Origin of the sequence: Kitasatospora sp. NPDC087314 (genome assembly GCF_044744365.1) — a bacterium.
Classification (GTDB): Bacteria; Actinomycetota; Actinomycetes; order Streptomycetales; family Streptomycetaceae; genus Kitasatospora.
Map to the genome: position 1 here is coordinate 184,544 of NZ_JBIUYE010000014.1, position 25,358 is coordinate 209,901.

The window sequence follows — 25,358 nt, forward strand, 5'->3', positions numbered from 1 at the left end:
CCCGGCCCCGGCCGGACCGCAGCACGAAGGAGAGCACCGATGAGCGGCAAGGAGCCGGCCGCGACGCCGAAGCGCAGCAAGCCGCGCCGTACCGCGGCGAACTCCGGCGAGCGACTCGCCGCCGCCGCCCAGGAGCTCCAGGCCGCACTGGCGGCCGTCGAGGAAGCCGGCCTGGAGCCGATGAACCTGCTTGACCAGCTGCGCGAACCGCTCGCGGTGATCGACGACACCGCCACGAAGATGCGCGAGATGCGCCTCGAGGGCGTCGTCGCCGCCTACCCCGACCGGTCCGTACCGGTCTACCGCATCTCTGACGCCTCCGGGCTGTCCCCGGCCCTGGTGACCCGCTACGCCAAGCAAGCCGGACTGGAACTGCGCAACCGCCGCACGAGCAACTAGCCGTCGGCCAAGGCGCGCAGCTCGGCGCCCAGGTCGCGGCCGCTCCGGTGCGCCCGGTCGGCCTCGAGGGCTTCTTGCTCCCAGGCGGCCAGTTCCTCGTCGTCCATGAACTCCCACGGAGCGGTGTCCTCAGCGACGCCGAGACGGTATTCGTCATGCTCGACGTCCGCGTCCTCGGTGAGCTTGCCGATCTTGCGCAGGATCCTCTCGTCGCGGTCCCTGCGCTCCAGCAACGCGTCGAGGGAGCCGTCCACGCACCCGTAGCCGGCGACGCGAACGGGCGGCGTGGGCCGGGTCATCGCTTCGATGGAGTCGCGGATCGCCGCCAGCCGCCGAAGGTCGTCGGAGGGCGCGCCTCTGTCTGCTCCCGCAGCAGAGCGGACGACGGCCGTGAGTAGCGCCGCCAGCTGCTCCCGTGTCGGCAGGACGCGCCCGGTCAGGATCAGGTTGGCCGTGCTCCTCGGTACCCGGTGCCCGGCCTCTTCCGACCACCTCTCAAGGGCCCGGAGGGACGGTTGTCCGGCCCGAGCCCGCGCTCGCCTCAGCTCCAGCCCCAGGTTCTCCAGGGTGCGCTTGGGGCGGCGCTTCTCGGCTCGCGCAGCATCGAGGGGGCGGCGAACGCCTTCAAGGAGGCGACGAACGGACGGTGCCTGTTCTGCGGCCAGCGGGGCCGAGTGCTGGATGGCCGTCGCCGCCCATAGGGAGTGGATCTCCCACTCGGCCTGGCGCCGTGCGTGCGGGTCGGCGGGGTCCGCGGCCGCGCGGGCGAACGCGAGAACGGTGCTGAGCCGGGGGAGCCGGTGGCCGGCGGCGGCCTGGCTGAGGGGGGAGGCCCCCTTCGGCTCGCCACGGGCCTTGGTGCGCTTGGCGAGCCCGGCGTAGGTGAGGCCGCTGGCCGCTTTCAGCCGGCGCAGCGCGACAGCCAGCGCGTGCAGGCGCAGGCCAGCGTCTGTCGGCACCGGGTTGGCGTGGCGCCCCACGATCAGCGCGCCCGTCCGTCGAGCTGGCCGCCACCCGGGTGCCCGCGGGTGATCAAGCCGCTCGAGGCGGTCGCCATCACGATCAGCGCGTCCGGAACGGGCGTGCCGGTCAGGGCCAGGATGGCGAGCACCACGACCAGGGAGGCGAGGAACAGGGCTTCGGGGCCGGACAGGCCGCTCTGGACGAGGACGTTGGCCGGCGCGGGCAGGCGCTTCATGCGGATCTCCTGGGGGCGGCGCGCCGCGAGGGCTGGCGCCAGGCTGTGGATGATGGATCAACTCGCCCGCTGCGGCGGACCGTTGTAGGGAGATTGTTCGCCGGGGGCGGGGTGCGTGGCTACTTCGTTCCCGCCGCGAGGTCAACCGACGCCAGCCGCCTCGAAATTCGGGCGACGGCCCTGACCTGCGGATTTCTGTGACTTTGATCCGTTGCTGTCCAGGCGCTCGGGTTGCCCGGTGGGCCCTGGCGAGGAGCCGCGGCGAGGCCTGACGACCGCCGGCGCCGTGATGCCGACGCCCGCCCGGCCGGTGCGGAGGGCCTGAACTTCTTGCCTCGAAGGGTGTGCCCAAGGGCGCCCGCGCGAGAATAGACTGAGGTCAAGAAAGCAGACGGAAGTCGGCTTCGTTGCCCGCTCGGACCGCGAATCCGGGCAGACCTCACAGGAGACACCCATGCGCGACAGCGACGTCATCACCGGCCGCGCCGACCTCGGCGCCATCGACAACACCACCGGCGAGGCCGCCTTCTACTCGCACCGCCAGCCCGCCTGGCACGGCCTCGGCACCGTCACCGAGGAGGCCAAGACCAGCGACGAGGTCCTGCACCTCGCCAAGCTGGACTGGGAGGTCGAGAAGCTGCCGATCCTGCCGATGAACAGGGGCAAGCTCGGCAAGAAGATCCCCAACCGCTTCGCCACCGTCCGCACCGACACCGGCGACTGGGTCGGCGGCCTCGTCGGCAACACCTGGACCCCCATCCAGAACCGCGAGGCCTTCGCCTTCCTGGACGAGCTGGTCGGCGGCGGCCACGTCACCTACGAGACCGCCGGTGCGCTCGACGGCGGCCGGGTCGTCTTCATGTCCGTCAAGTCCCCGAGCATCACCATCGACCCCGAGGGTGCGGCCGACCGCATCGACCTCTACACCCTGTTCGCCAACAGTCACGACGGCCGCTCCGCCGCCGTCGCCGTCGAGACCCCGGTCCGGGCGGTGTGCACCAACACCCTCGACCTCGCCGTCAACGAGGCCCAGCGCGTCTGGAAGGTCCGCCACACCGTCGACGCCCTCTCGCAGCTGGAGGAGGCCCGGCGCACCCTCGGCTTCACCGAGCACTACGCCGCCGCCCTGGAGGCCGAGGCCGCCGCCCTCTACCAGCAGGCGATGACCAACCAGGAGTTCGACAAGCTGATCACCCGGCTGTTTGGGGCCCCGAGCAAGGACGCGCGCAAGCACATCGTCGCCGCCTACGAGGAGCGGCGCGACCGGCTGCACCACCTGTTCGCCGAAGCTCACACCCAGGACAACATCCGGGGCACCCGCTGGGCCGCCCTCCAGGCGGTCATCGAGTTCGAGGACTACTTCCGGACCGTCAAGGCCCCCGAGGCCCTGACCGAGCAGGAGCACCGGGCCAACCTCGCGATGACCACGCTGCTGCACGACCAGAAGAACCCGACCAAGGACATGGCGAAGGCCCTGCTGCTCGCGGCCTAACCCCGGCGGCCGGGGGCCTGCGGGCCCCCGGCCAACCGCAAGCTCCACGTCAACCCGGCCGCGCCGCCCGACGGCGCGGCCCCACCACCTGGAACGAGGAACCGCCATGTCCGACACCAACCCCCTCATCGTCGAGATGGCTGACCTGGCCGACTTCGTCGCCGGCGCGCTCGGGCGCGAACCGGCCGGGCAGATCGTCGTCGCAGAGTTCGGTGAGCCCCTGCGGGTGCTCCTCGCGGACATCCCGGAGGACCCGCGCCGCTGGTCGTCCTTCGTCCGGGCGTTCATCGGCGACATCGCCGAGTTGCCCGCCACCAGCAAGGGGCAGCGCGGCGTCGCGCTGCTCGTCTACGCCCGCGACGGCCAGGGCCCCGAAGATGTCGACTCCTACACCGCCGTGTGGCGCCACCTCGCCGCCGCGTGCGCGCGGTACGGCCTGGCCGTGCTCGAAAGCCAGTTCATCACCCCCATTTACTGGTGGACCCTGCCCACCGACCCGTCCGCCGGCGCCCCCGGCCCGGGAACACCCCGCGCTGCCGAGCGGTCGACGGCTGACGGGTGTCCCGCGGTCGGGGCGGAGGGCGCCGCGGGTGTGGTGGCCGACGCCGTGCGTGCCTTCGCCCGTGAGCTGGAAGCCGGCCACGAGGCCACCAGGCAGAGTCTCGGGCCGCTGCTCGCCGCCGTGCTGACCGGTCGCCGCGACGTCGAGGAGCTGACCGATGCGGAGGCGGCGCGGCTGCTCCTCGCCGTCCAGAACGGGGACGTCCTGCACGCGGCCTCGACGTACTGCGAACCCGACGAGGTGAAGCGGGCGACGCTGCTGTGGTCGCGCGTCGCCTGCCTGTGCGTCGACCCCTATCGCCGCCTGGCCGCCGCGCCGCTCACCCTGCTCGGCGCCGCGCTGCTGCTCGACGGCGACGTGCCGGCGGCCGCAGAGGCGCTGCTCCTGGCGCTGGAGGCCAAGCCGGGGGACGAGCAGGCGCAGGCGGTGCTGGGGCTGGTCTCCCTGGCCGAGCTCGACCAGGTCGTCGGCACGTCGGTGAGCGTGGCGGAGTCGCTGAGGGCCTCCCTTCGCGACTGCCGCGAGCGGTAGCCGGGGCTGCCGTGTCGCCAGGGTGCCCGTCCCCGCCGGGACGGGCACCCTGGCCCGGCCCCGACTGAGCTCCAGTCCGGGGAATTGGGGTGTGCCCAACGGGCACGCCCTCAAATAGACTTAAGTCAAGAAAGAAGACGAAAGTCCTCTTCTGTTGCCACTCCGGACCGCGAATCCGGACCAACCTGATAGGGACCCATGAACGACAAGCTGCTCCTGCTCAACGGCACCGAAGGCCTGGTTCACCTGCTGCCGTTCCTCTTCGACTACCACCCCGAGAACAGCGTCGTTCTCGCCGGCATCACCCCGACCGGTACACCGCTCGGATTCGTCCGCACCGATCTGCCCGCTGACCCCGCCCACTGGCCGTCCCTGGCCGAGGAACTCGTCGGCCACCAGCAGGACGACGCCGCGTCGTTCCTGTTCCCGACCCACCGGCTCGTCGCCTACGTCTGCCCCGACCCGGCCGACCCGGACTACGGGCCGCAGTCCCGCCTCACCCACCAGCCCATCGCCGACCACCTGCGCGACGCCTGCCACCGCCAGGGTCTGGCCCTGAGCGAAGCGGTGTACGTGACCCGGTCCCGCTACTGGTCGATGCTGACGACCGGCCCCAACGACGGGCACCCCATCCCCGAGCCGCCCGCAGAGCTCGACTCGACCGGCCTGCCGCGCAGCAGCGACGTCCTGAAATCCCTCGCCCCCACCACCGGCGAACGGGCCGCCGCCATGGCCGCGACCCTCGACACCTCCGTGCGCGCCCTGCACACCGAGATCCACTCCGGCGGACACCAGAGCGTCGTGGACGACGCGATCGACCTCGTGACCACCACCATCGCCGAACTGGGCACCGGCGCCCGACAGGCCAAGGACATCCCTGACGACCTCGCGGCCCGACTGCTGCTCGCCCTCCAGTACGACGACGTGTGCAACACCGGACTCATGCACTGCGAGGACCACGAGCTGGCGGCCGCGAACGAGCTGTGGCTCGCCCTGGCCCACCGCTGCCCCGCCGCCTACACCGACCACGCCGCCGTACCGCTCGCCCTCCACGCGTTCACGGCATGGGCACTCGGCAACGACGCCACATCCCGACTCGCCCTCCAGGCCGCCGAAGTGTGCCTCCCGGACCAGGACCTGACGCACTTCCTCCGCAGCGTCTTCAACAGCGGATCGAGCTTCAACCACCTGCGCGAGCACCTGCGCGAGCACCGTGCCACCCGGGGCAACCCCGTCACGGGCTGACCCGCCCCGGCAGGGGCCGCGAGTCGAGCGGCCCCTGCCCACCCCACACAGACCACGAGCGGAGAGATCCCCTTGAACATCAACACGGTGCCCGCCTTCGACGTCCGCAGCCCCGCCCAGGCCGTCGAAGCCCTGCCCTACTTGCTGAGCTTCCGGCCCGACGGCCCCGACGGCATGGTGTTCATCCATGCCCACGACACCCTGCACGACCGCCCGCTGTTCAGCCAGAAGTTCGACCTGCCCAGTGGCGAGGACGACCCGAACGAGGCCGCGCACCACATGATGCACAGCACGCTGCACCGCCTGGAGAAGTTCGCCACCGGCCCGGCCGACATCCTGGTGTACCTGTGCGCGAGCCAGCAGGACGCGGGCGACGGCCACGCCGCGATGACCCGGCACCGGGTGCTGGCGGACGCACTGCTGCTGTCCGCCGAGACCCACGGCATCGACACCCTCGCCGCCATGTTCGTCACGCCCACCCACTGGTGGGTGTACCACCACGACAACCCCAACTACCGGCACGAGGGCATGCCCGTGGACGGCCCGGACAACCCGGGCGTGGTCACCATGAACGCCCGCACCGTCGGCATCCCCGCACCGCCCAGCCAAGCCGCGCTCACCGCCCCCTTCGAACCCGTCGCAGGGAAGGAAGCGGAAGCCCAACGCGCCGCGATCCTGCACGCCGTCGGCGAGCGGGCCGACCGCGTGCAGGCCAGCAGCTTCGACGCCGAGACCGAACGGCTCACGGCGATCCTCGACGGGCTGCTGCTCGGCGGGGGAGACGGCACCCCCCTGGAGGACCTCACCCCCGGGCAGACGGCGGAGCTGATCGTCGGACTGCGGCACCGGCCCGTACGGGACGTCGCGATCGGATACATCGAACCGGACGAGCTCCCGCGCGCCCGCGAACTGTGGGCGCTGCTGGCCCGCCGCTGCGCCAGCGCCACCACGACGTTCGTCGCCGCCCCCCTGACCCTCGCCGCGTTCACCGCCGCCGTCGCCGGGGAAGGCCCGGCCGCGCTCATCGCCCTCGAACGGGCGCGCAGCGCGGACCCGCGCTACCTTCTGGCCCAGCTCCTGATGGAGCAGATCGTGATGACGGGTTCCGTGGACGCCCTCCTTGACGCGGTCCGGCGGGAGCGCGACGAGCGCCTTCGCGGCCGCGACAGCTGACCAACCGGCCGGGGCGGGCGCCGAGCGCCTGCCCCGGCCCGACCCGCACAGTCCTTTCCAGTCCAGTGCAAGGGAACATCGTGAACTCCACCCGACCGCAGCCCGAGCCCGACGACGACCCGGCGCCGGCCGTCGCCGACCCCGCCACCGGGGAGGTACGAGTCCTCGCGCGCCTGTGTGACACCTGCATCTACCGCCCGGGCAACCTGATGCACCTCGCCCCCGGCCGCGTACGGCAGCTCGCCGCCGACGCCCTCGCAACCGACGGGCACATCGTCTGCCACTCGACGCTGCCCGCCCTCGCCCCGCCCGGCACGAAGGGCGCGATATGCAAGGGCTTCGCCAACGCCCACGGCAACGCGATCCTGGCGCTGCGCATCGGTGCCGCCTTGGGCCGCATCGTTGAGGTTCCGCCGCCGGCCAAGCGGGCGTGAACCAGGGGGTCAGCGCCAATCCGAGGCATTTCAGGTGCACTTGGTGTACTCGGGTGGAGTCCCGAGCGGTGACGACGAGGCGCGGGGCAGGGCCGAGGTGAAGAGAGGTCGAGGCCGCCGTCTGCGGTCTGCCCGATGCCCGTGCGCAACCGCGGTACACCAGGGGATGGTTCGGAAGCCCGATTTGCCGAGAGGGCGTACAGGTAAGCCAATCACTCGATACGGTGGCGTTCCGTAGCGGAACGGATACTGATCCCGGGGGCCAGTGTGAAGCCCAGCAGCATCACGTTCGGGAAGTTCATCGCGCTGCGCCGCACGGCGAAGGGCTGGACGCAGCTGCGCCTGGCCCACGAGCTGAACCGCAGCGAGGCCTGGATGTCCCAGGTCGAACGCGACATCCAAGGGGTCAAGGACCTGGCGCTGCTGAGGCGCCTCGCCGAGGTGCTGGGCAGCGATATTGGCGAGCTGATGGCCCTGCCGCAGCCTGCTGCTGATCGGCCGAGATCCCGCGCCCGGAAGCCGGCCTCGGCTACGCTGGCGAGCACTTCCGCTGCCGAGGAGGACGATGTGCGACGCCGCCCGTTTCTGACCATGGCGGCTACCGCCCTCTTCGCCTCTGCCACCGGCCAGGAGGCCGCGCACGCCGAGGAGAAGGCCCCGCTGGGCGGGCTGGAGGACCTCCTGCTGTACGGGGCGGGCCGGATTCCGGCACCCCGCAGTGAACCAACCCACGAGTCGGTCGCCGCTTCGCTCTTGACGTCCCGTCGCGAGTTCAAGGCGGCCCAGTACGACGCGCTCGCCGTAGCACTGCCGAGCCGGATCGCCGCTGCCCAGCTGGTCGGCAGCGCCGAGGAGCGGGCTCGCAACGTCGCCCAGCTCTACAACATCGCGGTCCGGCTGTGTATCAAGATCGGCGACAACAATCTGGTGGCCATCACCGCCGACCGTGCGCTCACCGCCGCCCGGGCCGGCGGCGACCCCCTCGTGGTCGCCGAGGCCCAGCGGATGGTCTCCAGCTCCTGGCGACGCCAGGGCAGCCTGGCCCGCGCAACGGACATCGTCGTGGTCGCCGCCGAGGACCTGCTCGCCGACAACACGGTGTCCGAGACCGCCCGACTGGCCCTCCGCGGAGACCTGTACGCCACCGCGGCCTACACCGCCGCCAAGTCCGGCGACCGCGCCTACGCGCACGCCCTGATCCGGGAAGCCGCGGATAGCGCTGCAGCCGCCGGCCGTACCTCCGGCCTGGTGGACGGCATCCAGGGCGTCGCCCTGCACGAGCTGTCCGTGCACTACGAGCTCGGCGACGCCGGAAAGGCAATCGAACTGGCCTCCACGATCGACCCGGCCGCCCTGCCGACCGCGGAGCGGCAGGCTCGCTTCTTCACCGACGTCGCCCGCGCGTTCGACCAGTGGGGTAAGCCCGAACAGTGCTTCAAAGCCCTGCTGGCGGCCGAGGAGGCCGCTCCGCAGGAGATCCACCGAGGCGCCGTCCGCGGCCTTGCCGGCGGCCTGCTGAGGCACGACCGAAAGCTGCCCGGCGTCCGGGACTTCGCCGCCCGCGCGGGCGTCCGGATCGTCTGACCCGTAGCCGCACTACGGCCCGTAGCCCGACTACGGATTCGGCCCCCGGACCGGCAGTTCACTGGGAACGTCCGCACCTCCCACCCGCTGCCGAAGGCCTCCCATGCCCAAGCACAGCACCCCCCTGAACACCCCCCGCGCCAAGCACGCCGCCGCGCCGCATGGACGGTTCGACGCGCTCTTCACCGGCCTGTGGGCCGCCCTGCACCTGCCGGCCATCGTGCTGCTCGCCTTCGCCGTTGACCACCAGAGCACTACCGGCGCCCAGCCGCCGGCGGTGGTCGAGCCCGACCAGCTCAACCCCTAGGAGCTCCCCATGCCCCGCCGCACCCTGGCCTCCCTCACCACCCTGCGCCTCGGCGGTCCCACCGGCGACATGCTCACGATCTCCGACCCCAGCGACTGGCCGGACCTCGCCCACACCATCAGCCGCCACGGCCAGGGCGCCCCCCTGACCCTCGGCCACGGCAGCAACGTCATCGCCTCCGACGCCGGACACCCCGGCACCGTCGCCGTCATCAACACCCGGGGCATCACCACCAAGCGGGTGGACGACACCACGGTCGCCGTCACCGTGAACGCGGGCCACCCGCTCACCGACCTCACCGCCTGGGCCGTCACCGAACACCTCGCCGGGATCGAATGCCTGGCCGGCATACCCGGCACCATCGGCGCCGCCCCCGTCCAGAACGCCGGGGCGTACGGGCAGCAGATCTCCGACACCCTGCACCACCTGCGCGCCTGGGACTGGCACGCGGGCCGCACGCGGACCCTCCCCGCCCAGGAATGCCGACTCGGCCACCGCCACAGCCGCTTCCGGCAGGAACCCGGCCGCTGGACCATCCTGTCGGCGACCCTCCACCTCACGCGCACCGACACCGCCGCGCCGATCACCTGCCGGCGCCTCGCAGGCGAACTCGGCATCCCGCTCGGCGCGCGGCCCCCGCTTGCCGAGACCACCGCGGCCGTCCTCGCCGACCGCCGCCGCCGCGGGCTGCTCCTCGACTCGGACGGGCCCGACGCTCGGCAGATCGGCTCCGCCTTTCTCGACCCGCCCGTCACGCCCGACCAGGCCGCGCGGTGGTCCGCCGCCGGATGCCCCGTCCACACCGGCATCGACGGCCGCTGGCGAATGAGCGCCGGCTGGCTGCTCGAACTCATCGGCTGCCACCCCGGACACCGAATCGCCGACGGCATCCACTGCTCGCAGCGGCGCACCCTGGCCATCACGGCCCACGGCGAGATCACGGCCACGGCCTTCGCCCAGGTCCTCGCCGACCTGGCGGCGCGGGTGGACGCCAACACCGGGATCAGCCTGCGTCCCGAGCCCATTTCCGTCGGTCAATGGCCCGCGTAGGTCCCGCGCCCGGCGGCACAGGCGCGGCGAGACGAGCCAACTACCCAACCCAGTAAGAAACTTGCTGTGCCCATTCAACGGTCGGTTGGAGAGGTTGGGGGTGGTGGGGCCACCAAGCGCCCCACCACCCCACCCCGCCGCAGGGACCCACCCCTGCCCGACCAAAGGCCGTCATGCCAACACCACCGCCAAAGCCCTGCACCGCCGAGACCATCACAGCCGCCCGCGACCGGCACCGCCGAGCCGCCGCCGACACTAACCTCGGCCCCACCGCCCGCCGCTACCACCAGCACGCCGCCTGCGGCTACCACTGGGCACTCCAGGCCCTCGGCACGCCGATGGCCAACCGCCACCTCGGCTACGCCTACGCCTACGCCGAGCAGGCCGCCAACCACGCCCCCGCCACCAGCAGGTGGACGCTCACCCTGCCCGGCCCGTTCTGCAACTGGCTGACCGACAACGGACTGCTGCCCGAGGACTTCACCGGTGACGAGCTCACCGACCGACTGCTGCTCGCCTACCGCGCCGGCGTCCCGCACCGCATCGACGCCTCCAGCTGGAGCCTGACGATCCCGGCCCACGACCCCGTGGCGATGCACGAGCTCACCCAGCTCGTGCTGCGCTTCGTCCGGCACTGCTCGGACGACAGCTCCCACACGCCCGCCCAAGCCCGCGCCGCAGCCGCACTCACCGACCGGGTCGAGGCCCTCGCCAAGCGCATGCTGCACGAGTCCAACTGACCCGGCCGGGCCGCACACCGGCCCGACCAAGACCTCGCCCAGGACCACCATGCCGAACCGCCGACCGATCCTCACGCCGACCGGACCCGCCCCCTACCGGCGCACCGACCCGAGCAGAAGCTTCCAAGACGCGCTGCTCCGAGAGTCCGAAGCCCAGCAAGGCGTCGCCGCCACCGCCTTCGAACTCCTTGCCGCCCACGTCCGGAGCCACGCCCCCGAGGCCGCCGCCGTCGAGTTCGAGGAAAGCCTCGCCTCCGACCGCATCCACGCCCTGTGGGCCAACCCTCGCGATCACCGGTACCCGATCCCACCGCTCCTGTGGCGGCGCGCCCCCGCGCTGACCTCCGAACCACCCTGGCTGAGGAAGGCAGACCGACTGCTGCCCGTCGTACTGCTCGGAGCGCACCTGCCGGTCATCGAGCTGGCCGGCCACCGGCGCCTCCTCAACCTTCCGGCCCCCAGCGTTGCCGCCGCCCTGGCCTCCCGCATCCGCCGAGCCTTCCCGCAGGCGGCCGCGCTCCTGCTCAGCCTCGACGCACGACCGCGCGCCATCACCGTCCAGGTGGCGAACATCGTCGGCCCCGACGGCACCTCCCTGCATGCGATCCCCAACGAACACGACTGGGCGGCCCCACCCGCCCAGACGTGGTGGCGGCTCAACAAGGTCCACGTCGTCCGAGCGATCCGCCACCTGTGGGCGCACCCCGACCACCGAAGCCGCCACTTCCAGTCCCAGGGCCACCACTCCCTGATGTGGAACCAGGGTCTCCAGGCGCTCATTCTGCCTGCGATCCCGGCCCTGGCCGGACACGCGCGCCCCTGACGCCCTGACGGGCCCGTAGAAGGCCTCTACGGGCCCGTCAGGCCCGTCACCAGAGTCGGTAGCGTACGAGAAGCTTCAGCCAGTTCCTCAGCACCTCACCAACCGGTTCATCGAGGAGGCGTCCGTGTCCAACGAGCCCGAGGTGGTTCACGTAGCCCGCACCATCTGGAGCGCCGACCGGGTTGCCGACTGCGGCCTGGGCGCTCTGCGCCAGACGCTGCTCGATGACCTGATCAGAGAGGCGCATTGCAGTCTCAACGGCACTGGGGACGTCCGCATCACGATCGAGTCCGATGAATGGGGCACCGCGGGGCGCGCGCACGCACGGTGCAGCGACCCTCTGTGCGTCGACCTCGCAACCGCGCACCGTGCGAGGCCCTCCGACGAGCCGAAGCCCCCGCGCGGTGATTGATCCCGGGGCCGCCTCACCGAAGACCTCAGTCCGCAGGGCAGAGGGGCTGCCTTCTGGTGCGGGTCCGCACGCCATGACAACGGCAAGGGGGGAAGACGCGTGCTCGACACCGCGACGCTGACCGACAGCCAGGCCGCATCCGTCCTCTCCGCCGCACAGGCCCTAGGGCCGCCGGCAAGTGGAGGACGGGTGGCTCAACGCCGTCTGGAGAAGCAGATGAAGGCGAGTGCCACGCACCCAGGAGTCGGCCCGGTGCGGGGCAGGATCGGGTAGCTTGGTTCCTGGTTCGCCGAGGGGGGTGGAATTCTCGCCCCTCGTGTTGGAAGATCCGAAGCCGTCGAGTTTCCGGCCCGGCATCGTCCCTGGTCACCGCCAGTGGTAGCGGTTCGTCCGTCCATCAGGTGGCCAGCGCGGGGATGGTGCGGGGATGGAGCGGGGATGAAGCGGGGATGGAACCGCCTGATCCGAGGGCGGACCGGGGTAGACTGCTGTAGACAGCAGGTAGGTCGCAACACAGTGTGACCTGCGGAAACGTGGACTGACGTGGACGCAGGTGTAGCTAGGGCTGCTAGCTCAATTGGTAGAGCTGCGGACTTTTAATCCGTAGGCCTGCCGATTTCTTTCGGAGACCACTTTTCGGCCCGACACCCTTTGTGACCTGGCCTTTTATTAAGCCCGTGAAGATGCGACCGGGCGGGCGGCTCGTCTTCGATGGGTCGCGAGTGGGTCGCTCGTGGGGCGCCCAGGTCCGGCGACGGACCGTCAAAGCCTTACGCTGAGTTACGCATCCCGCCTTTCGGCGAGACTCCCGGTCGGCCCTTCGCGCGCCGTCTGCGCGGCGTGGACTGGTACCGGATGCCCTGGGAGAGCTTTCGGGCCGCATCGATGACTACTCGGGCCGTCGCCTCGGCACTGAGATGGGCCGTCTCGGGAAGCACTGACGTGTATGTGTCGGCGGTAGTCATGATCGTAGAGTGCCCCAACTGAGCCTGGACGAGCTTGAGATCTGACCCGCCAGTCAAGGCAAGGCTCGCCGCACCATGACGCAGATCGTGAAGTCGGACGGGCGGCAGATCACTTCTGCGCACCATGTTCTGGAAGACGTGGCCGATGTAGTCCGGGCGCAGCGGACGTCCGTAGGCGTCGGTGAAAATGAAATCGGACTCATTCCAGCCGGTTCCCGCTGCGAGTTTCTCCTCCTTCTGCTGATTACGGTGTGTGTTCAGCGCGTGAATGGTGCTTCTGTCGAGAGCGATCGTCCGCTCGCCGGCCCGTGTCTTTACAGGGCAGACCTCGAGCCGTCCGTTCTCCCGTTGCTGTAGTTGCCGCGCGACTGTGAGTGTGTGGCCCGAGGCGTCGAAGTCCGACCAGCGGAGCCCTGCGCCTTCCCCGCGGCGGAGGCCACGTAGGGCGTACAGGTGGTACAGGGCGTACAGCCGGTGATCACTCGCGAACGCGAGGAACGCGGCGGTCTGGACGGGTGTCCACACGGCAACAGGCGGGCGCTCGCCCGTCCGCCTCCACTCCGCGACACGGTTGTCCGTCCAGACCACCGGGTGCGGTCGAGGTGCCCGCGGCAGGTCCAGATGGCGAGCCGGGTTGGCGGCCAGCAGGCCGCTGCGCACTGCGAGGTTCAGGGCAGCACGCAGTGTCGCCTGCACACGACGCAACGTTCCGGCGCTGACCGGCCGGCCCGTGCTCTGGTGTCGACGGACGATGGTGCTGAAAGCCTGCTGGACCGCGTCGTTGCTCAGCTCGCAAAGCAGCTCGCGGCCGAGCAGCGGCACGAGGTACTGCTCCAAGTGCTGGCGGTAACCGCGGGCGGTCGACGGCCGGATGTGGGGCTCGACGATGACGTACCAGCGCTGTAGCCACTGGCCGGTCGTGAGAAGTCCACCCTGGCAAGCGAGCATGGGGTCGCGCAGGCGCTTGAGCACGCGTTCGACATCTGCCCGCGTACGGTAGCCGCCTCGACGCAGCCGGGACCGGCGATCATCGACGGCCGCGTGTCTTGGCATCGCGAGATACCAGGAGCCGTGGCCACAGCGATGGAGGTCCGGGCAAAGGCTTCCAAGCTGTCGGCCGGTATGGGGGTCCCGGCAGCCGCACCGCTTGTAGATCGTTCCAGTGCCACGCATGACGTCCTCCCTCTGGAATAGCAGATGAACGTATAGCCAGCGTGTACCTATGGCGCTGCGAGATGGCCCTGGTCCAGAGACCGGCGACGCTCTTGGAACGGCGTTCGGGAGCGCTAGGCGTGCTGAGGTGTACGGCCGAACGCTTCTCTCAGCAGATCGGCTTCGGGTGAGTTCGAACCCGCGAGCGCTCGTCTGCCAGAACCTCTCGCGTCAGCGCTGCCGCGGGATAGGCAGGGACTCATGGCGGTGCCAGATCAGTGATCGATCTTCGCGGCGAAGCTCCGCAGATCCCCATTCCAGGCGGACCACGCCTTCAGCCAGTGAGCAGGCGTAGGCGACGAGAACAAGTTTGGTGTCCGGCGAGAGGCGCGCGAGATCCGCATGAGGCTCGTCGTCATCCGGCAGTTCGATGCCGAGATCCAGCTCTCCCTGACGCGGGTCGGGACCGTGCCTGCGAATGAGGTCAGCACGGAGCCCTGACGCGCTGCGGAGCCTGGCAGTAGTCACGGGCACGTCCTTCTTTGCGTACCGGTAGGGGTAGATGACATGGCCGGCGATCACTGCGACGGTCCGCGCCTGGAGGCGCACCAGCTCAACGCCCGGAAGCTGCGAGAGGCCAGCCGATAGTTCCTCGTACTGTGCGGCGTAGAGCCCGTGTCCGTACGCTTCGAGCGTCTGCGTGTGGACGCCTTCGTGGCCGCCTTGGGCACGTTCGTGGGCTCGGACAAGGCATGCGGGCACGATTGCTGTGACCTCGGTGGCGAGGGGGCCGAAGACGGTGCGTGCCCACGGACTGGCGGCGGAGTGCGCGTCTGACATGAGAATCCCCCGATCGATCGTCCTATGACCAACTTCAGGGTCTGACAGTCCGCTGATCGGCACGGTGGATCAAGGGCGCATTGGGGGATCTCAGGGTGCACGGAGCAGGAAGTGTTACGTGGTGAGGCTGGGGATGGGGCGGTGGGACTGCGCGATCGGTTCGGGGCCGCATCTCCTGTGCGACGCCGACGCCAGGATGATGTCCTGCTTGGAGGTTTGCGGCTCAGGTGGTGTCGGTGTCCCGGAATACGCTAGGCGGCCATGGACTGGCTGGAGCGGGTAGCGAAGCTACGACGGTGGACGAACAACGACGTTCGGGCGCCGCACAAACCGTTGCTGCTGCTGTACGCGCTGGGCAGCTTCCAGCGCGATGCCGACGGTGAACTGAGGTACAGCGCTGTCGAGGAGGAGCTGAAGCGGCTGCTCGAAGAGTACGGGCCGTCCCATCCGACGACCCCTGCGTACCCATTCCATCATCTGGTCAGTGACGGCGTATGGGAGGTCAGGACCGACCAAGGGCCTGGGAGCCCTGGAAGTGGGGTTCGGGTCCTCCGTGCCAGCGGCGCGACCGGAAGGCTCGCGCCCGAGTTGCGAACGGCTCTGCGGAAGGAGCCGGCGATGCTGGGCCGTCTGGCGCGGGTGCTCCTGGACTTCCACTTCCCGCCGTCACTGCACGCCGACCTGTGCGAAGCCGTCGGCCTCGACCTGGACATGGTCGGGACCGAGGATGCGACCGGTAGCGGCCCGGGTGGGAGGGAGCGGGCGGCGCGACGGCAGCGGGACCGGCGGATGCGTGAACTCGTTCTGACCGCCTATGAGTTCCAGTGCGCCTTCTGCGGCTACGACGGCATGCTGGGCGCGAGCACAGTCGGCCTGGAGGCGGCGCACGTGCGCTGGTGGTCGTACGACGGGCCGGACGAGGTCGACAACGGCCTGTGTCTGTGTTCGCTGCACCACAAGCTCTTCGACAAGGGCGTCCTGGGCCTGGGGGAGGGCCGCCGGATACGCGTTTCGCGGCGCTTCGTCGGGCGCAGCGATGCCAGCAGGCAGCATGTGCTCGCTTTGGCCGGACGGCCGGTCATCGGCCCGCAAGCAGGGGTTCCTCCGGTCGCGGGCCGGCACCGGCAGGGGCACGCCGAACAGGTCTTCCGGGGTGAGGCCCGGGAGCCCCTGACCCCGGCGTATACGGGCTGACAGAGGATGCACGGTCGCCGGCCCATCAGCGACCGTGCTCCGTTCGACTCCCATTCCGGGTGGCCCGTTCCCGACCGTGCAGCCTGGACGGCACCGTATGCCTCGCCTGGAATCAGCGAGTGGTCATCAGCCGCGGCGGCCGTGCTCCACCGCGATCCGTCCTGCCTGCTGCCCGGTGACCAGCTCCCGCAGTTTGGTGCGCGTCTCCGGGTCCGTCGAGTACACGACCGTGCCGATCATTCCTCGCGTCAGCAGCACCTTGTAGGTGTTGCGGATCAGCCGGTCGATGTCGGCGTCGGTGGTGGACTTGCGGAAGACGGGGTCCTTGGACGCCGTCCGGTCGGTGACCCATCGGTCGGTGCGCCAGACGAGGTCCGGCCCGAGGATGACGCCGCTCCAGTCGTACTCGAAGCCCTGGGCGGTGTACACGCAGCCGACCTGGCCGAAGCCGGCCGGGTCAGTGGCCCACAGTGCTGCGGGCGGGGCGCCGGCGACCGAGCGGTCGCCGTAGACGTTCCACGGCCGGGCCCAGTCGCCGATGCGCACGTCAAGGGGGAGCTGGTTTCCTGGGGCGACCTTCGTGGTCCACTTCCAGCAGTAGCCGGCGGACATGCGGGCGCCGTACCCCTCCCCGCGCCGGGCGTCGAGGAACGCCTCCAGCTCCTGGGGACTGTCGACCACCTCCAGGGTTACCTTGCCGTCGGGCTCCCATTCCACAGGGCCACCTGGCTCCAGCCCGAGCAGTCGCACCACCCAGTACAGGTAGGCGTCGCTACCTCCACCGCGAAACTGGCTGCCTAGTTCGATCACTTGGCAATCCAGGCCCTTTGCGGCGGCGGCGGCGCGGATCAGGTCCACTGTGCCCATCTCGCCCGGCCGGACGATCTGGTTCTCGTCTAGCAGAAACACCGGTACTCGGGCGGCGTCGATCAGTTCCTCGATCTGGGACTTTCCCGTGCGCTGGGCCGCGCGTGTGTAGCGGTTCGCGGACGTCTCCCTGATGCGATGTGCCTCGTCGCAGATCAGAAGGTCGAGTCCGTTATGCTCGGCGGTCATGAAGCTGTTGAAGTACTTGAACAGCTCCTGCACTTGACGCTTTCGCGCTGCAGCCGTCCGACGCATCGTGGTGGTGAAGGAGCTGGATCCGGTCGCGTGGAGAGCCGCAACACCATGCCTGTACATATCGCCCAGGAGCGACAGCGCGATGACGCTCTTCCCGGTGCCCGGATCGCCAGTGATCACAACCACTTCCTTGCGATCAGTCTGCTGGGCCTGCCGCACGGCGTGCAGCACCACCTCACACGCAACCCGCTGTTCGTCCAGCAGGACGAACTGCTCACGCTCGCGTACCTCGGCGGCAGCTACCGACACGAGCTGTGGTGTTGGCCGAGTCTTCGCAGACAGAAGAAGATCAGCTGCCTCGGCACCGTCTGCTGGGGCTAGTAGCGAGCACAGAAGGTGAATGAAGCTCGGTCGCTGCCCCCCAGTAAACATCGCGACGTTGGAGCTCGGGCTTACCGCGAGAGCTTCCTCAGGCGCGAACTCCGCGATGTAGGGAAGGAATGCAACACCCGAGATCCGCTCAGGACAGTCGGCTAGCGCCGCGTTGTACGACGCCAGATACGAGCAGTAGCCGCGCACCTGCTCGATCGGGTTGAGTAGAGGACGCGCGAGGCCGGGGACTCGGCACAGGTGCGGGATCTCGCCATCAGGCTCGACTTGCGACCACAGCTTCACTTCAACAACTACGTAGGATGGATCCCCCGTTACCGGATGAATTCCTGCCAGCACGAGGTCGGCTGACCGGTTAGTGAAGGGGAGGTCATAGTCAACCAACACCTCAACCTGGCCGAGACCGGCTTCCAGGAGAACGCTTAGAACCCTTGGTAGCCCGCGCTTCCACATGCGCCTCTCGGCCTGACTCGGCTGGTGCCCGCGGAGGAGCAGTGAGCCCTGCTCGACTGCTGACGCGAGATTCCCAGAGAGGGCCTGCGCAGCCAGGAGGGATGCGGGACCGCGATATAGCACTTTTCTCCTCCTTGCTACTGGGGCAGGCTTCGTGGACTGGCCGGCTGGGAGACAGTAACAAAATGGATGATGGGGGAGCAGCTTCGTTCATTTGGGAAGGGCCTTGAGGATCTCAGGCCTGTCCTTGGGATCGGAGTTGGCGAGTGCCTCGCTGGCGATCTGCCGGGTCAGTCGAGCCCGGACGATGACGCGGACGATCGTCGAGACAGCGAGGAGGGAAGAGCCAATGGCAGTGTAGACGGACAGCACGGAAGTCCTTAGGAGAGGCCGCGCGTGTAGGCGCCCAGCGGCGCCGAACGTGGGCGATGCATGATGCCGGGTTGCCAGAGCTGGCGCACGGACCTAGCCCGCGCCACAGCTCACCGCTCAAATCTTCCGAAGGCGGGAAGAGAACACCTGTGGCTGTGTCACACAAGGGGCGCAGGGCAGGACCTGGTCTGGCGCGGCGCGTCCGGACATAGCCGAAGCGCTCGCGGGCATGCGCGAGGGCAGCATGAAGGAACTCCGTTACGGGTGGGGGCATGTCCAAACATCGGAAGCCCGGCGGACCGTATGACTGTCTGTCACGTTAGCACGCCCAGGCTGCGAAGGTTGGGCGATCTGCTGACCCGGTGGGCCAGTGCCGCCTGATTGCCAGTCTTGTCAGCGCCACTGGGGAGCGGCCACGGTCAAACGCACCAACTATGCTTGCAGGCGCATTGCTTGACCTTGTTCCCAGCGGGCCGGGTTGAGGATCCAACGGAGCCCGGCGGGGTGGTGAAGGGCGGCCACTCGGTCGAAGCCGCAAGAGTGCGGGCGTCCTCGGCGACGCCCTCCGTCAGGGAACGTGTTCGAAGTTGGAGACCATGTCTTCTCCGAGACCTGCCGTCTGACCTCGCAGGAACTCTCTGCCCGCTACGACACCGCCTGGCTGGCACGGGAGAAGTGAAGTAGGGGAGATGGGGCGGGGACCGCACCAGGCAGATCGACGCGCGCAGCGATAGTTCTTCCGCACGGACAACGCGTTCCGTTCAATGCATAGCAGGCCGGAGCGCACACCGCCGGGCGACTGAAGGTTCTGGCTGTGCGCCCGCACGGTGCCAGACTGCTGATGCGCACCCCCAGAGCGACCAGGCATCGGTTCCCGAAGCGTGTTTCTGCTTTGCCGGGACGGAGTCGCGACGCGGATATGCAGTGCCGCCTCCACCAGGGCTATGCACCCTGCTTCGAGGGCGCCTGATCTCTCGATCCTGGCCGCTACTCCTTGAGTTGTAGGTGGTTCCGGAGGTCAACTGGTGTGAATCGGTGCGGTGTTGGCAACGTGAGGCCCGTCAGACATGGCTGCCGCCAGCCACCGCGCGGCGCATTCTAGTCCAATTCGACTTTATCAAAGAAGTTTTGACGATCTGTCACTCAAACGGGTGATGGCTGTCGGTGGCGGCTGCTTCGATGCGAACTGTTCAAGAGGTTCTGTCCGAGGAGGGTTTTCATGGAAGCGTTGTACGAGCGGCTGGCCGGGGCGGCGAGTGGGCTGTCGGCGGACGGTGCGATCCGGGTCGTGGCCCAGTACGAGCCGGTGGCCGGTATGGGGGCGCCGGTGGCGCCGCCGACGGTGAAGCTCAAGGAGAGCGACGGTCCGGGCCAGTTGTTCGAGGACCGGTGGGTCGGCGGGCATCGCACGAGGGTCGTGCTGCTGGATCAGCGGCAGTCGCAGGCGAACCGCTGTGAGACGGCCCTGTTGGAGGCCGTCGACCTGGGGCATGCGGTGGTGCCGCACCTGGCGCTGCACGTGACCGCGGAAGGCCGGGCGCTTCGGATGACGAATCTGGATGCGCCACACCGTTCCCGCGACGCGTACTTCCGGGACGCGTTGGACGAGTCCGGTGTGAAGTTCGACGAGACGGACACGGGCCGGGCGCTTCGCGATACCGGGACCGGAGACGTGCGGGCTTTCCTGAAGTCGGCGCCGTCGGACCTGGTGTTCGGCCTCTGGGACTCGCACCGCAAGCGCCGCGTGCAGCTGAAGGTGCCGCGCACCTACACCTCGGAGCTAGTGGGTCTGGATCCGCTGTCCGGGAAGAGGGCGGCGGGGCGCTTCGACAAGTGGAACTTCCCCGGAGACAACGTGGAGCTGACCGCCGACGGCTGGAGGCCGGTCGACGGCACGGGCAAGAAGGGCGGCAAGGGGAAGACGCTCAAGGCGTCGGCGGTCGGGCACGGCATGATCCCGCCGGTCGAGGGCATGGGCGGGGTGACGGTTCGGGCGATCGAGCGGAACGCGACGCTGGCCATGGCGGGCCTGCGGGGGCTGCGCTTCGGTGACGCACCGAAGGAGTACGTGCGGGCGGCGAGGGCCCTGCTGGCGGCGCTGGCGCTGCTGGGGGACCGGCTGGCGTTCGCGGCGCCGGCGGTTCGGCTGCGGTCGGGCTGCGACCTGTTGCTGGTGTCGGAGCGGATCGAGTGGGTTGGCCGCGGGCGCGAGGGCGTGGCGGTGACGGAGCCGCTGGAGCTGGACACGGCGGCGCAGGCGCTGGAGCTGTTTGAGTTCGCGCGCTTGCGGGCCGAGGAGGCTGGCCTGGTGTGGTCGGAGGAGCCGGTGCGGCTGCGGCCGAACACGCAGGTGCAGCAGGCGATCGAGCGCTCCTTCCGCCTGGAGGGCATCGGCGAGGCGGAAGGCGAGTAAAGCGTCATGCCCTTCCACATCTCGGTGGAGCTGCTGGAGCCGCTCTACCAGGCGACCGCGATGGACGGCGAGCGCGCGGAGTGGCCGCCCCACCCGGCCCGCTTGTTCTGCGCCCTGGTCGACAATGCCGACCTCGACGATGCCGCGCACCGGATGGCGCTGACCTGGCTGGAGGCGCAGGAGCCACCCGTGGTCACGGTGCCGGCCAGGCCGATGGAGGCGGAGCACCCGCGCGCGGCGTGGGTGGTGACCAACATCGTGGACCCGAAGAATGTGACCCACGGCCTGCTGCCGGGACGCACTGCCGGCGGGGTGCCGCGCGCGTGGGCGCAGAAGACGCTGTCGGGTTCGCGGATGGTGTTCAGCTGGACTGCGGAGCCGGGGGACGAGCTCGCCCCGGTGTTGAAGGAACTCGCGAGCCGGGTGCCGTACTTCGGGCGATCGACCGGCGCCGGGCTGCTGGATGCCTGGTGCGGCCCCGACGAACCCGGTGACGCGGATGGACGGCAGAGCTGGAGGCCTGCCGCGAGCGGGGAGCACCCGAAGGGCTCGCGGCCGATCCGGATCCCCTACCGCGGCTATCTGGCGTGGCTGGAGGAGGCGTTCGAAGAGCAGCGGCCGTCCTGGAGCCAGTCGGTCACCCACCACTACCTCGACCCTGATCACACCGAGGGGCCCGAAAGGTTGGTGACGGAGGGCCCGTTCGGTGACCTGCTGACGTTCTCATTCGCCCCGGGCGTGGCGCTGGACCCGCGGTGGACGCTGGAGCTGACCGGCAGCCTGCGGATCACGGTGATGGGCACGTTGGAGGCGATGGGCCACGACGTTCCGGCGATGACCACGGTCCACGGCCACAAGAACAGCCCGGACGACCCGCGACCGGTCGCCTACCTCGCGCTGCCGTTCGCCAGCCACCGCCACGCCGACGGGATGCTTCGCGGACTCGGCATCGCCCTGCCCCGCGAGATGCCGCAACAGGACCGTAAGGCACTGCTCGCGGCCCTCCTTCGAAATGACGGGGGCTTGCGCTGGATCCGGTTCGCGGACGGGGAGCCGCTGGACCTGGTGAGGGTCAGTCCCGCCGACCACGACCGGTGGCCGCAGACCATCCAGCCGGGGACGTGGCAGGGGCCATCGACGGTGTGGGCCACGGTGCTGCCGATGGTCCTCGACCGCTTCCCCAAGAGGTACGAGGAGGCCGCGTGGGCGGACTCGGTCGTGGCCAGCTGCGTCGCGGCCGGGCTGCCCGAACCCGCGCGGGTGCAGGTGAGCCCGCGCGCCGGCCTCGTGCCCGGTGCGCGCGGCGTGCACGGGTTCCCGGTCCGTCGCAAGGACGGGGAGAGGCCGCTGCCGAGCTGCCATGTGCGTCTGATCTTCCCGGTGCCGGTGACGGGGCCGGTGGTGTTGGGCAGCAAGAAGAACTTCGGCCTGGGCCTGTGCCGCCCGGAGCCGCACTTTCAGGAGGGCGACCAGTGACGGGCACCGAGTGGCCGCCAGCGATCGAGACGGCCGAGTTCCCCGCCTTCTTCCGGGAGGTCCACCACCACACCCACTGCCCCGATGGGGCCACAACTGTGACGTGTGATGGGTGCGGGGGCTGGGCGCCGTTCCCGTGGCAGAGCGCCTACCTGGACGCCGTGGCCGACGGGGCGGACTGGCCTGACCTCGACGTCCCCACCGCGCTGGGCAAGACGACGTTCATCGACATCTGGCTCTTCCTCCTCGCCCAGCAGCACGCCCGCCATCGACAAAAGGAACTGGGCCGCGAGCACCGGAAGGTGCCGCTGCGGCTGTTCTTCTGCGTCGACCGGCGCCTGGTGGTCGACCAGGCCCACCAACACTCTGTCGAGCTGGCCGCGGCGCTCGCCGGGGCGCCGGCCGGCTCGGTGCGGGCGAAGGTGGCCGCATCGTTGCGTGACCTCGGTGGCGGGGCGTTGCCGCTGGAGGTGGTGCGGATGCGCGGTGGCACTCGGTGGGAGTCGAACTGGGTGCGCAGCCCGGCTCAGCCGTTGGTGGTGACGTCGACGGTGGATCAGTTCGGCAGCCGCCTGCTGTTCCGCGGTTACCACACATCCCCGCAGCGTGCTCCGATCGATGCCGCCCTGACCGGGCACGACGCCCTGTTGGCCCTGGACGAGGCCCACCTGTCGAAGGCCTTGCTCGCGACCGCTGCCGACACCGCGCTGTACCAGCAGACGGCGGTGCGCAATGAGTTGGCGAACCGGGCGCTTCGGGTGGTGAGCCTGTCTGCAACCAGTGCCACCAGCGGCCGTTCTCGGCTGGGAATCGGTGAAGACGACCGCAACCATCCGATCGCTGGGCGCCGGATCGCGGCCAAGCGCCACGTGACGCTGCTGGACGCCAGCGGCTGGTCTAAGAAGCCCGCGGAGGCGTTCGCCCTGGCGGCCGAGACCGGCCTGGACGCCGTCCTGTCCCTCCTGCGGTTGCCCGCGGTCGCGGTGATCGCCAACACCATCACCCACGCCCGCGCCGCCCACGAAGCGCTGGCCCGGCGCACCGACGTGGACGTGCTGCTGCTGACCGGGCGCTGCCGTCCCGCGGAGCGCGACCTGCTCGTCACCGGCCCGCTGGCCGAACTCCTTACCGGCATCGACCCGCACCGCGAACGCCCCGTTGTCGTGATCAGTACACAGACCCTCGAAGTGGGGATCGACTGCACCTTCGGGGCGATGGTCAGCGAATGCGGCGACTGGGCGTCCGCCCTGCAGCGCCTCGGGCGCCTCGACCGCCGAGGCGAACTCGGCCCCGTGCCCGCGATCCTCGTACGCACCCACAACCCCGAGGAGCCCGACCGCATCCCCGTCTACGGGCCGGCAGCCGCCCACACCTGGCAATGGCTCACTCAGCACGCCCCCACCCACGACAGCCGGGATCCTGCAGAGCTGACCCCCCACCTCCTCGACAGCCTGGTCCTCAACCCCGCCACCCTGGCCGGCCTGCTCGACGGCACCGACACCGCACCGCTCACCAGGGCCGGCGAACACATCCCCCCAGTCGAGCAGATGCGGCTGGGCGCCTTCGCCCGCACCAGCCCTATCCCCGTCCCCGACGAATCGCCCGCCCCCTTCCTCCACGGCCTCGACACCGGCCAGCCCGAAGTCCAACTCCTGTGGCGCGCCGACCTCCCCACCGACGCCACCGACCCCGAGACCCTCGCCGAACACATCCGCACCGCCCCGGTCCACACCGCCGAAACCCTCGCCCTGCCCCTCGCCGCGGTACGCCGATTCCTCACCCAACCCCGTGCGACCCCCGACACCAGCGACCTCGAAGGCCCCGACGCCGACACCACCCCCGAACCCCGCAACCTACCCACCCGTCTGCGCACCACCGTCCTCCAACGCGAGACCGACGGAACCTGGACCACCCCACGCCTCATCCAAGACCTCCAGCCCGGGGCCACCCTCGTCCTGCCCACCACCGCCGGCGGCCACGACGCCTACGGCTGGACCGCCGACCCCGACACCCCCGTCCCCGACCTCGGCGACCACCCCACCGACAACACCCGCACCCCGCTACGCCTCGACCCCGTCGTCCTGGCCAGCACCACCGGCACAGCCCCCGAGCAGTTCACCCCGATCGTCAAACAGGCCCTCACCGACCTCACTGCAGACCCCGACGACCTGGACGCCTTGAGCACGACCGACGCGGTCCACACCGCGATCACCAGCCTGCTCGCCGCCCTGCCCACCGACACTCCAGCAGACGGCCACGCCCGACACACCCCGGCGCTGCGCCGGCGCCTGGAGACCCTGCTGGAGGTCGCCGAATGGCGCACCGGACGGTCGGCTGCGACCGGGGTGGCGCTGATCGACCACGGTGGTCCGGGCCGGATCGCCCTCGTCCCGCCCCGGCTCGCCGACGCCGGCCGCTACCGGATCGCCGTGGACGACGAGGATCCGGACAGCAGCAGCCTCACCCGTACCGTCACCCTCAAGCGCCACCATGAGGCCGTCGGCGAACGCGCCCGCGTCTTCGCCCAGGCCGTCGGGCTGCCCGAGGACCTGGTCGACGCTGTCGTGCTGGCGGCCAGGGCCCACGACTGTGGGAAGGACCACCCGCGGTTCCAGTGCATGCTCTGCTCGGGCGACCGCCTGCTCGCCGAGTCCCTGCCCGAGCCCCTCGCCAAGTCCCGTATGGACCCCGCGGACCGCGCCGCCCGCCGACGCGCCGCCCACCAGGCCAACTGGTCCAAGGACCTGCGCCACGAAGCCCTCAGCGCCGCCGCCGTCCAGACCTGGCTCGCCACCAACCCCGCCGCCGTCCAAGGCCTCGACCACGACCTCGTCACCCACCTCGTCGCCGCCCACCACGGCTACGCCCGCCCGATGCTGCCCGCGTTCGCCGACCCCGAGCCGGTCCTCGTCGAGTGCACCATGCCCGACGACACCACCATCACCGTCTCCAGCACCGTGATCGGCACCGACTGGGACGGCCCACGCCGCTTCCGTGACCTCAACCGGCGCTACGGCTTCTGGGGCCTGGCCATCCTCGAATCGGTCCTGCGCCTCGCTGACATCGCCTGCTCCGAAGAAGGCAGCTGACC

The 25,358-nt window shown here is 70.1% G+C and carries 22 protein-coding genes; 16 read left to right on the plus strand and 6 right to left on the minus strand.

All coding sequences use genetic code 11. The features are described from left to right. Window positions 1–39 precede the first annotated feature (39 nt). Window positions 40–399 (plus strand): hypothetical protein, encoded by a 360-nt coding sequence (locus tag ACIO5E_RS29030; protein ID WP_400673379.1) that lies wholly within the window; start codon window positions 40–42, stop codon window positions 397–399. Here ACIO5E_RS29030 and ACIO5E_RS29035 read toward each other — a convergent pair. Continuing rightward, entirely contained in the window at window positions 396–1,358 is a 963-nt protein-coding gene (locus ACIO5E_RS29035) for a hypothetical protein (RefSeq protein ID WP_400673381.1), read from the minus strand. The two genes, ACIO5E_RS29030 and ACIO5E_RS29035, sit on opposite strands and share 4 nt — an antisense overlap. A 23-nt stretch (window positions 1,359–1,381) precedes the next feature. Next, entirely contained in the window at window positions 1,382–1,597 is a 216-nt protein-coding gene (locus ACIO5E_RS29040; RefSeq protein WP_400673383.1) for a hypothetical protein, read from the minus strand. A 454-nt stretch (window positions 1,598–2,051) separates the two neighbouring features. On the opposite strand from ACIO5E_RS29040, the gene ACIO5E_RS29045 reads away from it, so the two are divergent. The 11 genes from ACIO5E_RS29045 (at window position 2,052) to ACIO5E_RS29095 (ending at window position 11,950) form a co-directional block, all read left to right on the plus strand. Beyond that, window positions 2,052–3,089, plus strand: coding sequence for a DUF932 domain-containing protein (locus ACIO5E_RS29045; RefSeq protein ID WP_400673386.1), 1,038 nt, complete (start codon window positions 2,052–2,054; stop codon window positions 3,087–3,089). Window positions 3,090–3,195: 106 nt separating this feature from the next. Continuing rightward, window positions 3,196–4,182 (plus strand): DUF4192 family protein, encoded by a 987-nt coding sequence (locus ACIO5E_RS29050; RefSeq protein WP_400673389.1) that lies wholly within the window; start codon window positions 3,196–3,198, stop codon window positions 4,180–4,182. 198 nt (window positions 4,183–4,380) lie between these two features. After that, the gene (locus ACIO5E_RS29055; RefSeq protein WP_400673391.1) at window positions 4,381–5,427 is read left to right on the plus strand and encodes a DUF4192 domain-containing protein; all 1,047 of its coding nucleotides are present in this window, start codon (window positions 4,381–4,383) and stop codon (window positions 5,425–5,427) included. Between the two features lie 72 nt (window positions 5,428–5,499). After that, window positions 5,500–6,600, plus strand: a complete 1,101-nt coding sequence (locus ACIO5E_RS29060) for a DUF4192 domain-containing protein (RefSeq protein WP_400673393.1) — start codon at window positions 5,500–5,502, stop codon at window positions 6,598–6,600. 80 nt (window positions 6,601–6,680) lie between these two features. Next, complete coding sequence (locus tag ACIO5E_RS29065; protein WP_400673396.1) at window positions 6,681–7,034, plus strand: hypothetical protein; 354 nt, start codon at window positions 6,681–6,683, stop codon at window positions 7,032–7,034. A gap of 267 nt (window positions 7,035–7,301) precedes the next feature. Then, a complete protein-coding gene (locus tag ACIO5E_RS29070; protein WP_400673398.1) occupies window positions 7,302–8,618 on the plus strand; it encodes a helix-turn-helix domain-containing protein in 1,317 nt (438 codons plus the stop codon). A 103-nt stretch (window positions 8,619–8,721) separates the two neighbouring features. After that, window positions 8,722–8,925, plus strand: a complete 204-nt coding sequence (locus ACIO5E_RS29075; RefSeq protein WP_400673401.1) for a hypothetical protein — start codon at window positions 8,722–8,724, stop codon at window positions 8,923–8,925. A 9-nt stretch (window positions 8,926–8,934) separates the two neighbouring features. Further along, window positions 8,935–9,975, plus strand: coding sequence for a UDP-N-acetylmuramate dehydrogenase (locus tag ACIO5E_RS29080; RefSeq protein ID WP_400673403.1), 1,041 nt, complete (start codon window positions 8,935–8,937; stop codon window positions 9,973–9,975). Window positions 9,976–10,148: 173 nt separating this feature from the next. Then, entirely contained in the window at window positions 10,149–10,715 is a 567-nt protein-coding gene (locus ACIO5E_RS29085) for a hypothetical protein (protein WP_400673405.1), read from the plus strand. Between the two features lie 49 nt (window positions 10,716–10,764). Then, on the plus strand, window positions 10,765–11,538 hold the full coding sequence (locus tag ACIO5E_RS29090; protein ID WP_400673407.1) for a hypothetical protein: 774 nt from the start codon (window positions 10,765–10,767) through the stop codon (window positions 11,536–11,538). 124 nt (window positions 11,539–11,662) lie between these two features. Further along, on the plus strand, window positions 11,663–11,950 hold the full coding sequence (locus ACIO5E_RS29095) for a hypothetical protein (protein ID WP_400673408.1): 288 nt from the start codon (window positions 11,663–11,665) through the stop codon (window positions 11,948–11,950). Between the two features lie 770 nt (window positions 11,951–12,720). Here ACIO5E_RS29095 and ACIO5E_RS29100 read toward each other — a convergent pair. Together ACIO5E_RS29100 and ACIO5E_RS29105 are read right to left on the minus strand one after the other, a co-directional pair. Continuing rightward, window positions 12,721–13,887, minus strand: coding sequence for a tyrosine-type recombinase/integrase (locus tag ACIO5E_RS29100; RefSeq protein ID WP_400673410.1), 1,167 nt, complete (start codon window positions 13,885–13,887; stop codon window positions 12,721–12,723). Window positions 13,888–14,298: 411 nt separating this feature from the next. Continuing rightward, the gene (locus tag ACIO5E_RS29105) at window positions 14,299–14,907 is read right to left on the minus strand and encodes a hypothetical protein (protein ID WP_400673412.1); all 609 of its coding nucleotides are present in this window, start codon (window positions 14,905–14,907) and stop codon (window positions 14,299–14,301) included. 261 nt (window positions 14,908–15,168) lie between these two features. Here ACIO5E_RS29105 and ACIO5E_RS29110 point away from each other — a divergent pair, with 261 nt between their 5' ends. Further along, complete coding sequence (locus ACIO5E_RS29110; protein WP_400673415.1) at window positions 15,169–16,101, plus strand: phosphorothioated DNA-binding restriction endonuclease; 933 nt, start codon at window positions 15,169–15,171, stop codon at window positions 16,099–16,101. A 126-nt stretch (window positions 16,102–16,227) separates the two neighbouring features. Here ACIO5E_RS29110 and ACIO5E_RS29115 read toward each other — a convergent pair whose 3' ends face one another. Together ACIO5E_RS29115 and ACIO5E_RS29120 are read right to left on the minus strand one after the other, a co-directional pair. Next, window positions 16,228–18,129 carry a DNA/RNA helicase domain-containing protein gene (locus ACIO5E_RS29115; protein ID WP_400673418.1) on the minus strand — a complete coding sequence of 634 codons (1,902 nt, stop codon included), beginning with the start codon at window positions 18,127–18,129 and terminating at the stop codon, window positions 16,228–16,230. Window positions 18,130–18,216: 87 nt separating this feature from the next. Then, a complete protein-coding gene (locus tag ACIO5E_RS29120) occupies window positions 18,217–18,378 on the minus strand; it encodes a hypothetical protein (protein WP_388049422.1) in 162 nt (53 codons plus the stop codon). A 1,219-nt stretch (window positions 18,379–19,597) separates the two neighbouring features. Between ACIO5E_RS29120 and cas7u the strand changes: the two genes are divergently transcribed. Genes cas7u through cas3u form a run of 3 tightly spaced genes read left to right on the plus strand, consistent with a single transcriptional unit; the run spans window position 19,598 to window position 25,356 of the window. After that, window positions 19,598–20,791, plus strand: coding sequence for a type I-U CRISPR-associated RAMP protein Csb1/Cas7u (gene cas7u, locus ACIO5E_RS29125; RefSeq protein WP_400673421.1), 1,194 nt, complete (start codon window positions 19,598–19,600; stop codon window positions 20,789–20,791). 6 nt (window positions 20,792–20,797) lie between these two features. Beyond that, on the plus strand, window positions 20,798–22,267 hold the full coding sequence (gene csb2 / locus ACIO5E_RS29130) for a type I-U CRISPR-associated protein Csb2 (RefSeq protein WP_400673424.1): 1,470 nt from the start codon (window positions 20,798–20,800) through the stop codon (window positions 22,265–22,267). Then, window positions 22,264–25,356, plus strand: a complete 3,093-nt coding sequence (gene cas3u, locus ACIO5E_RS29135) for a type I-U CRISPR-associated helicase/endonuclease Cas3 (RefSeq protein ID WP_400673426.1) — start codon at window positions 22,264–22,266, stop codon at window positions 25,354–25,356. Before csb2 ends, cas3u begins: the two co-directional genes overlap by 4 nt. The last annotated feature ends 2 nt before the right edge of the window (window positions 25,357–25,358 follow it).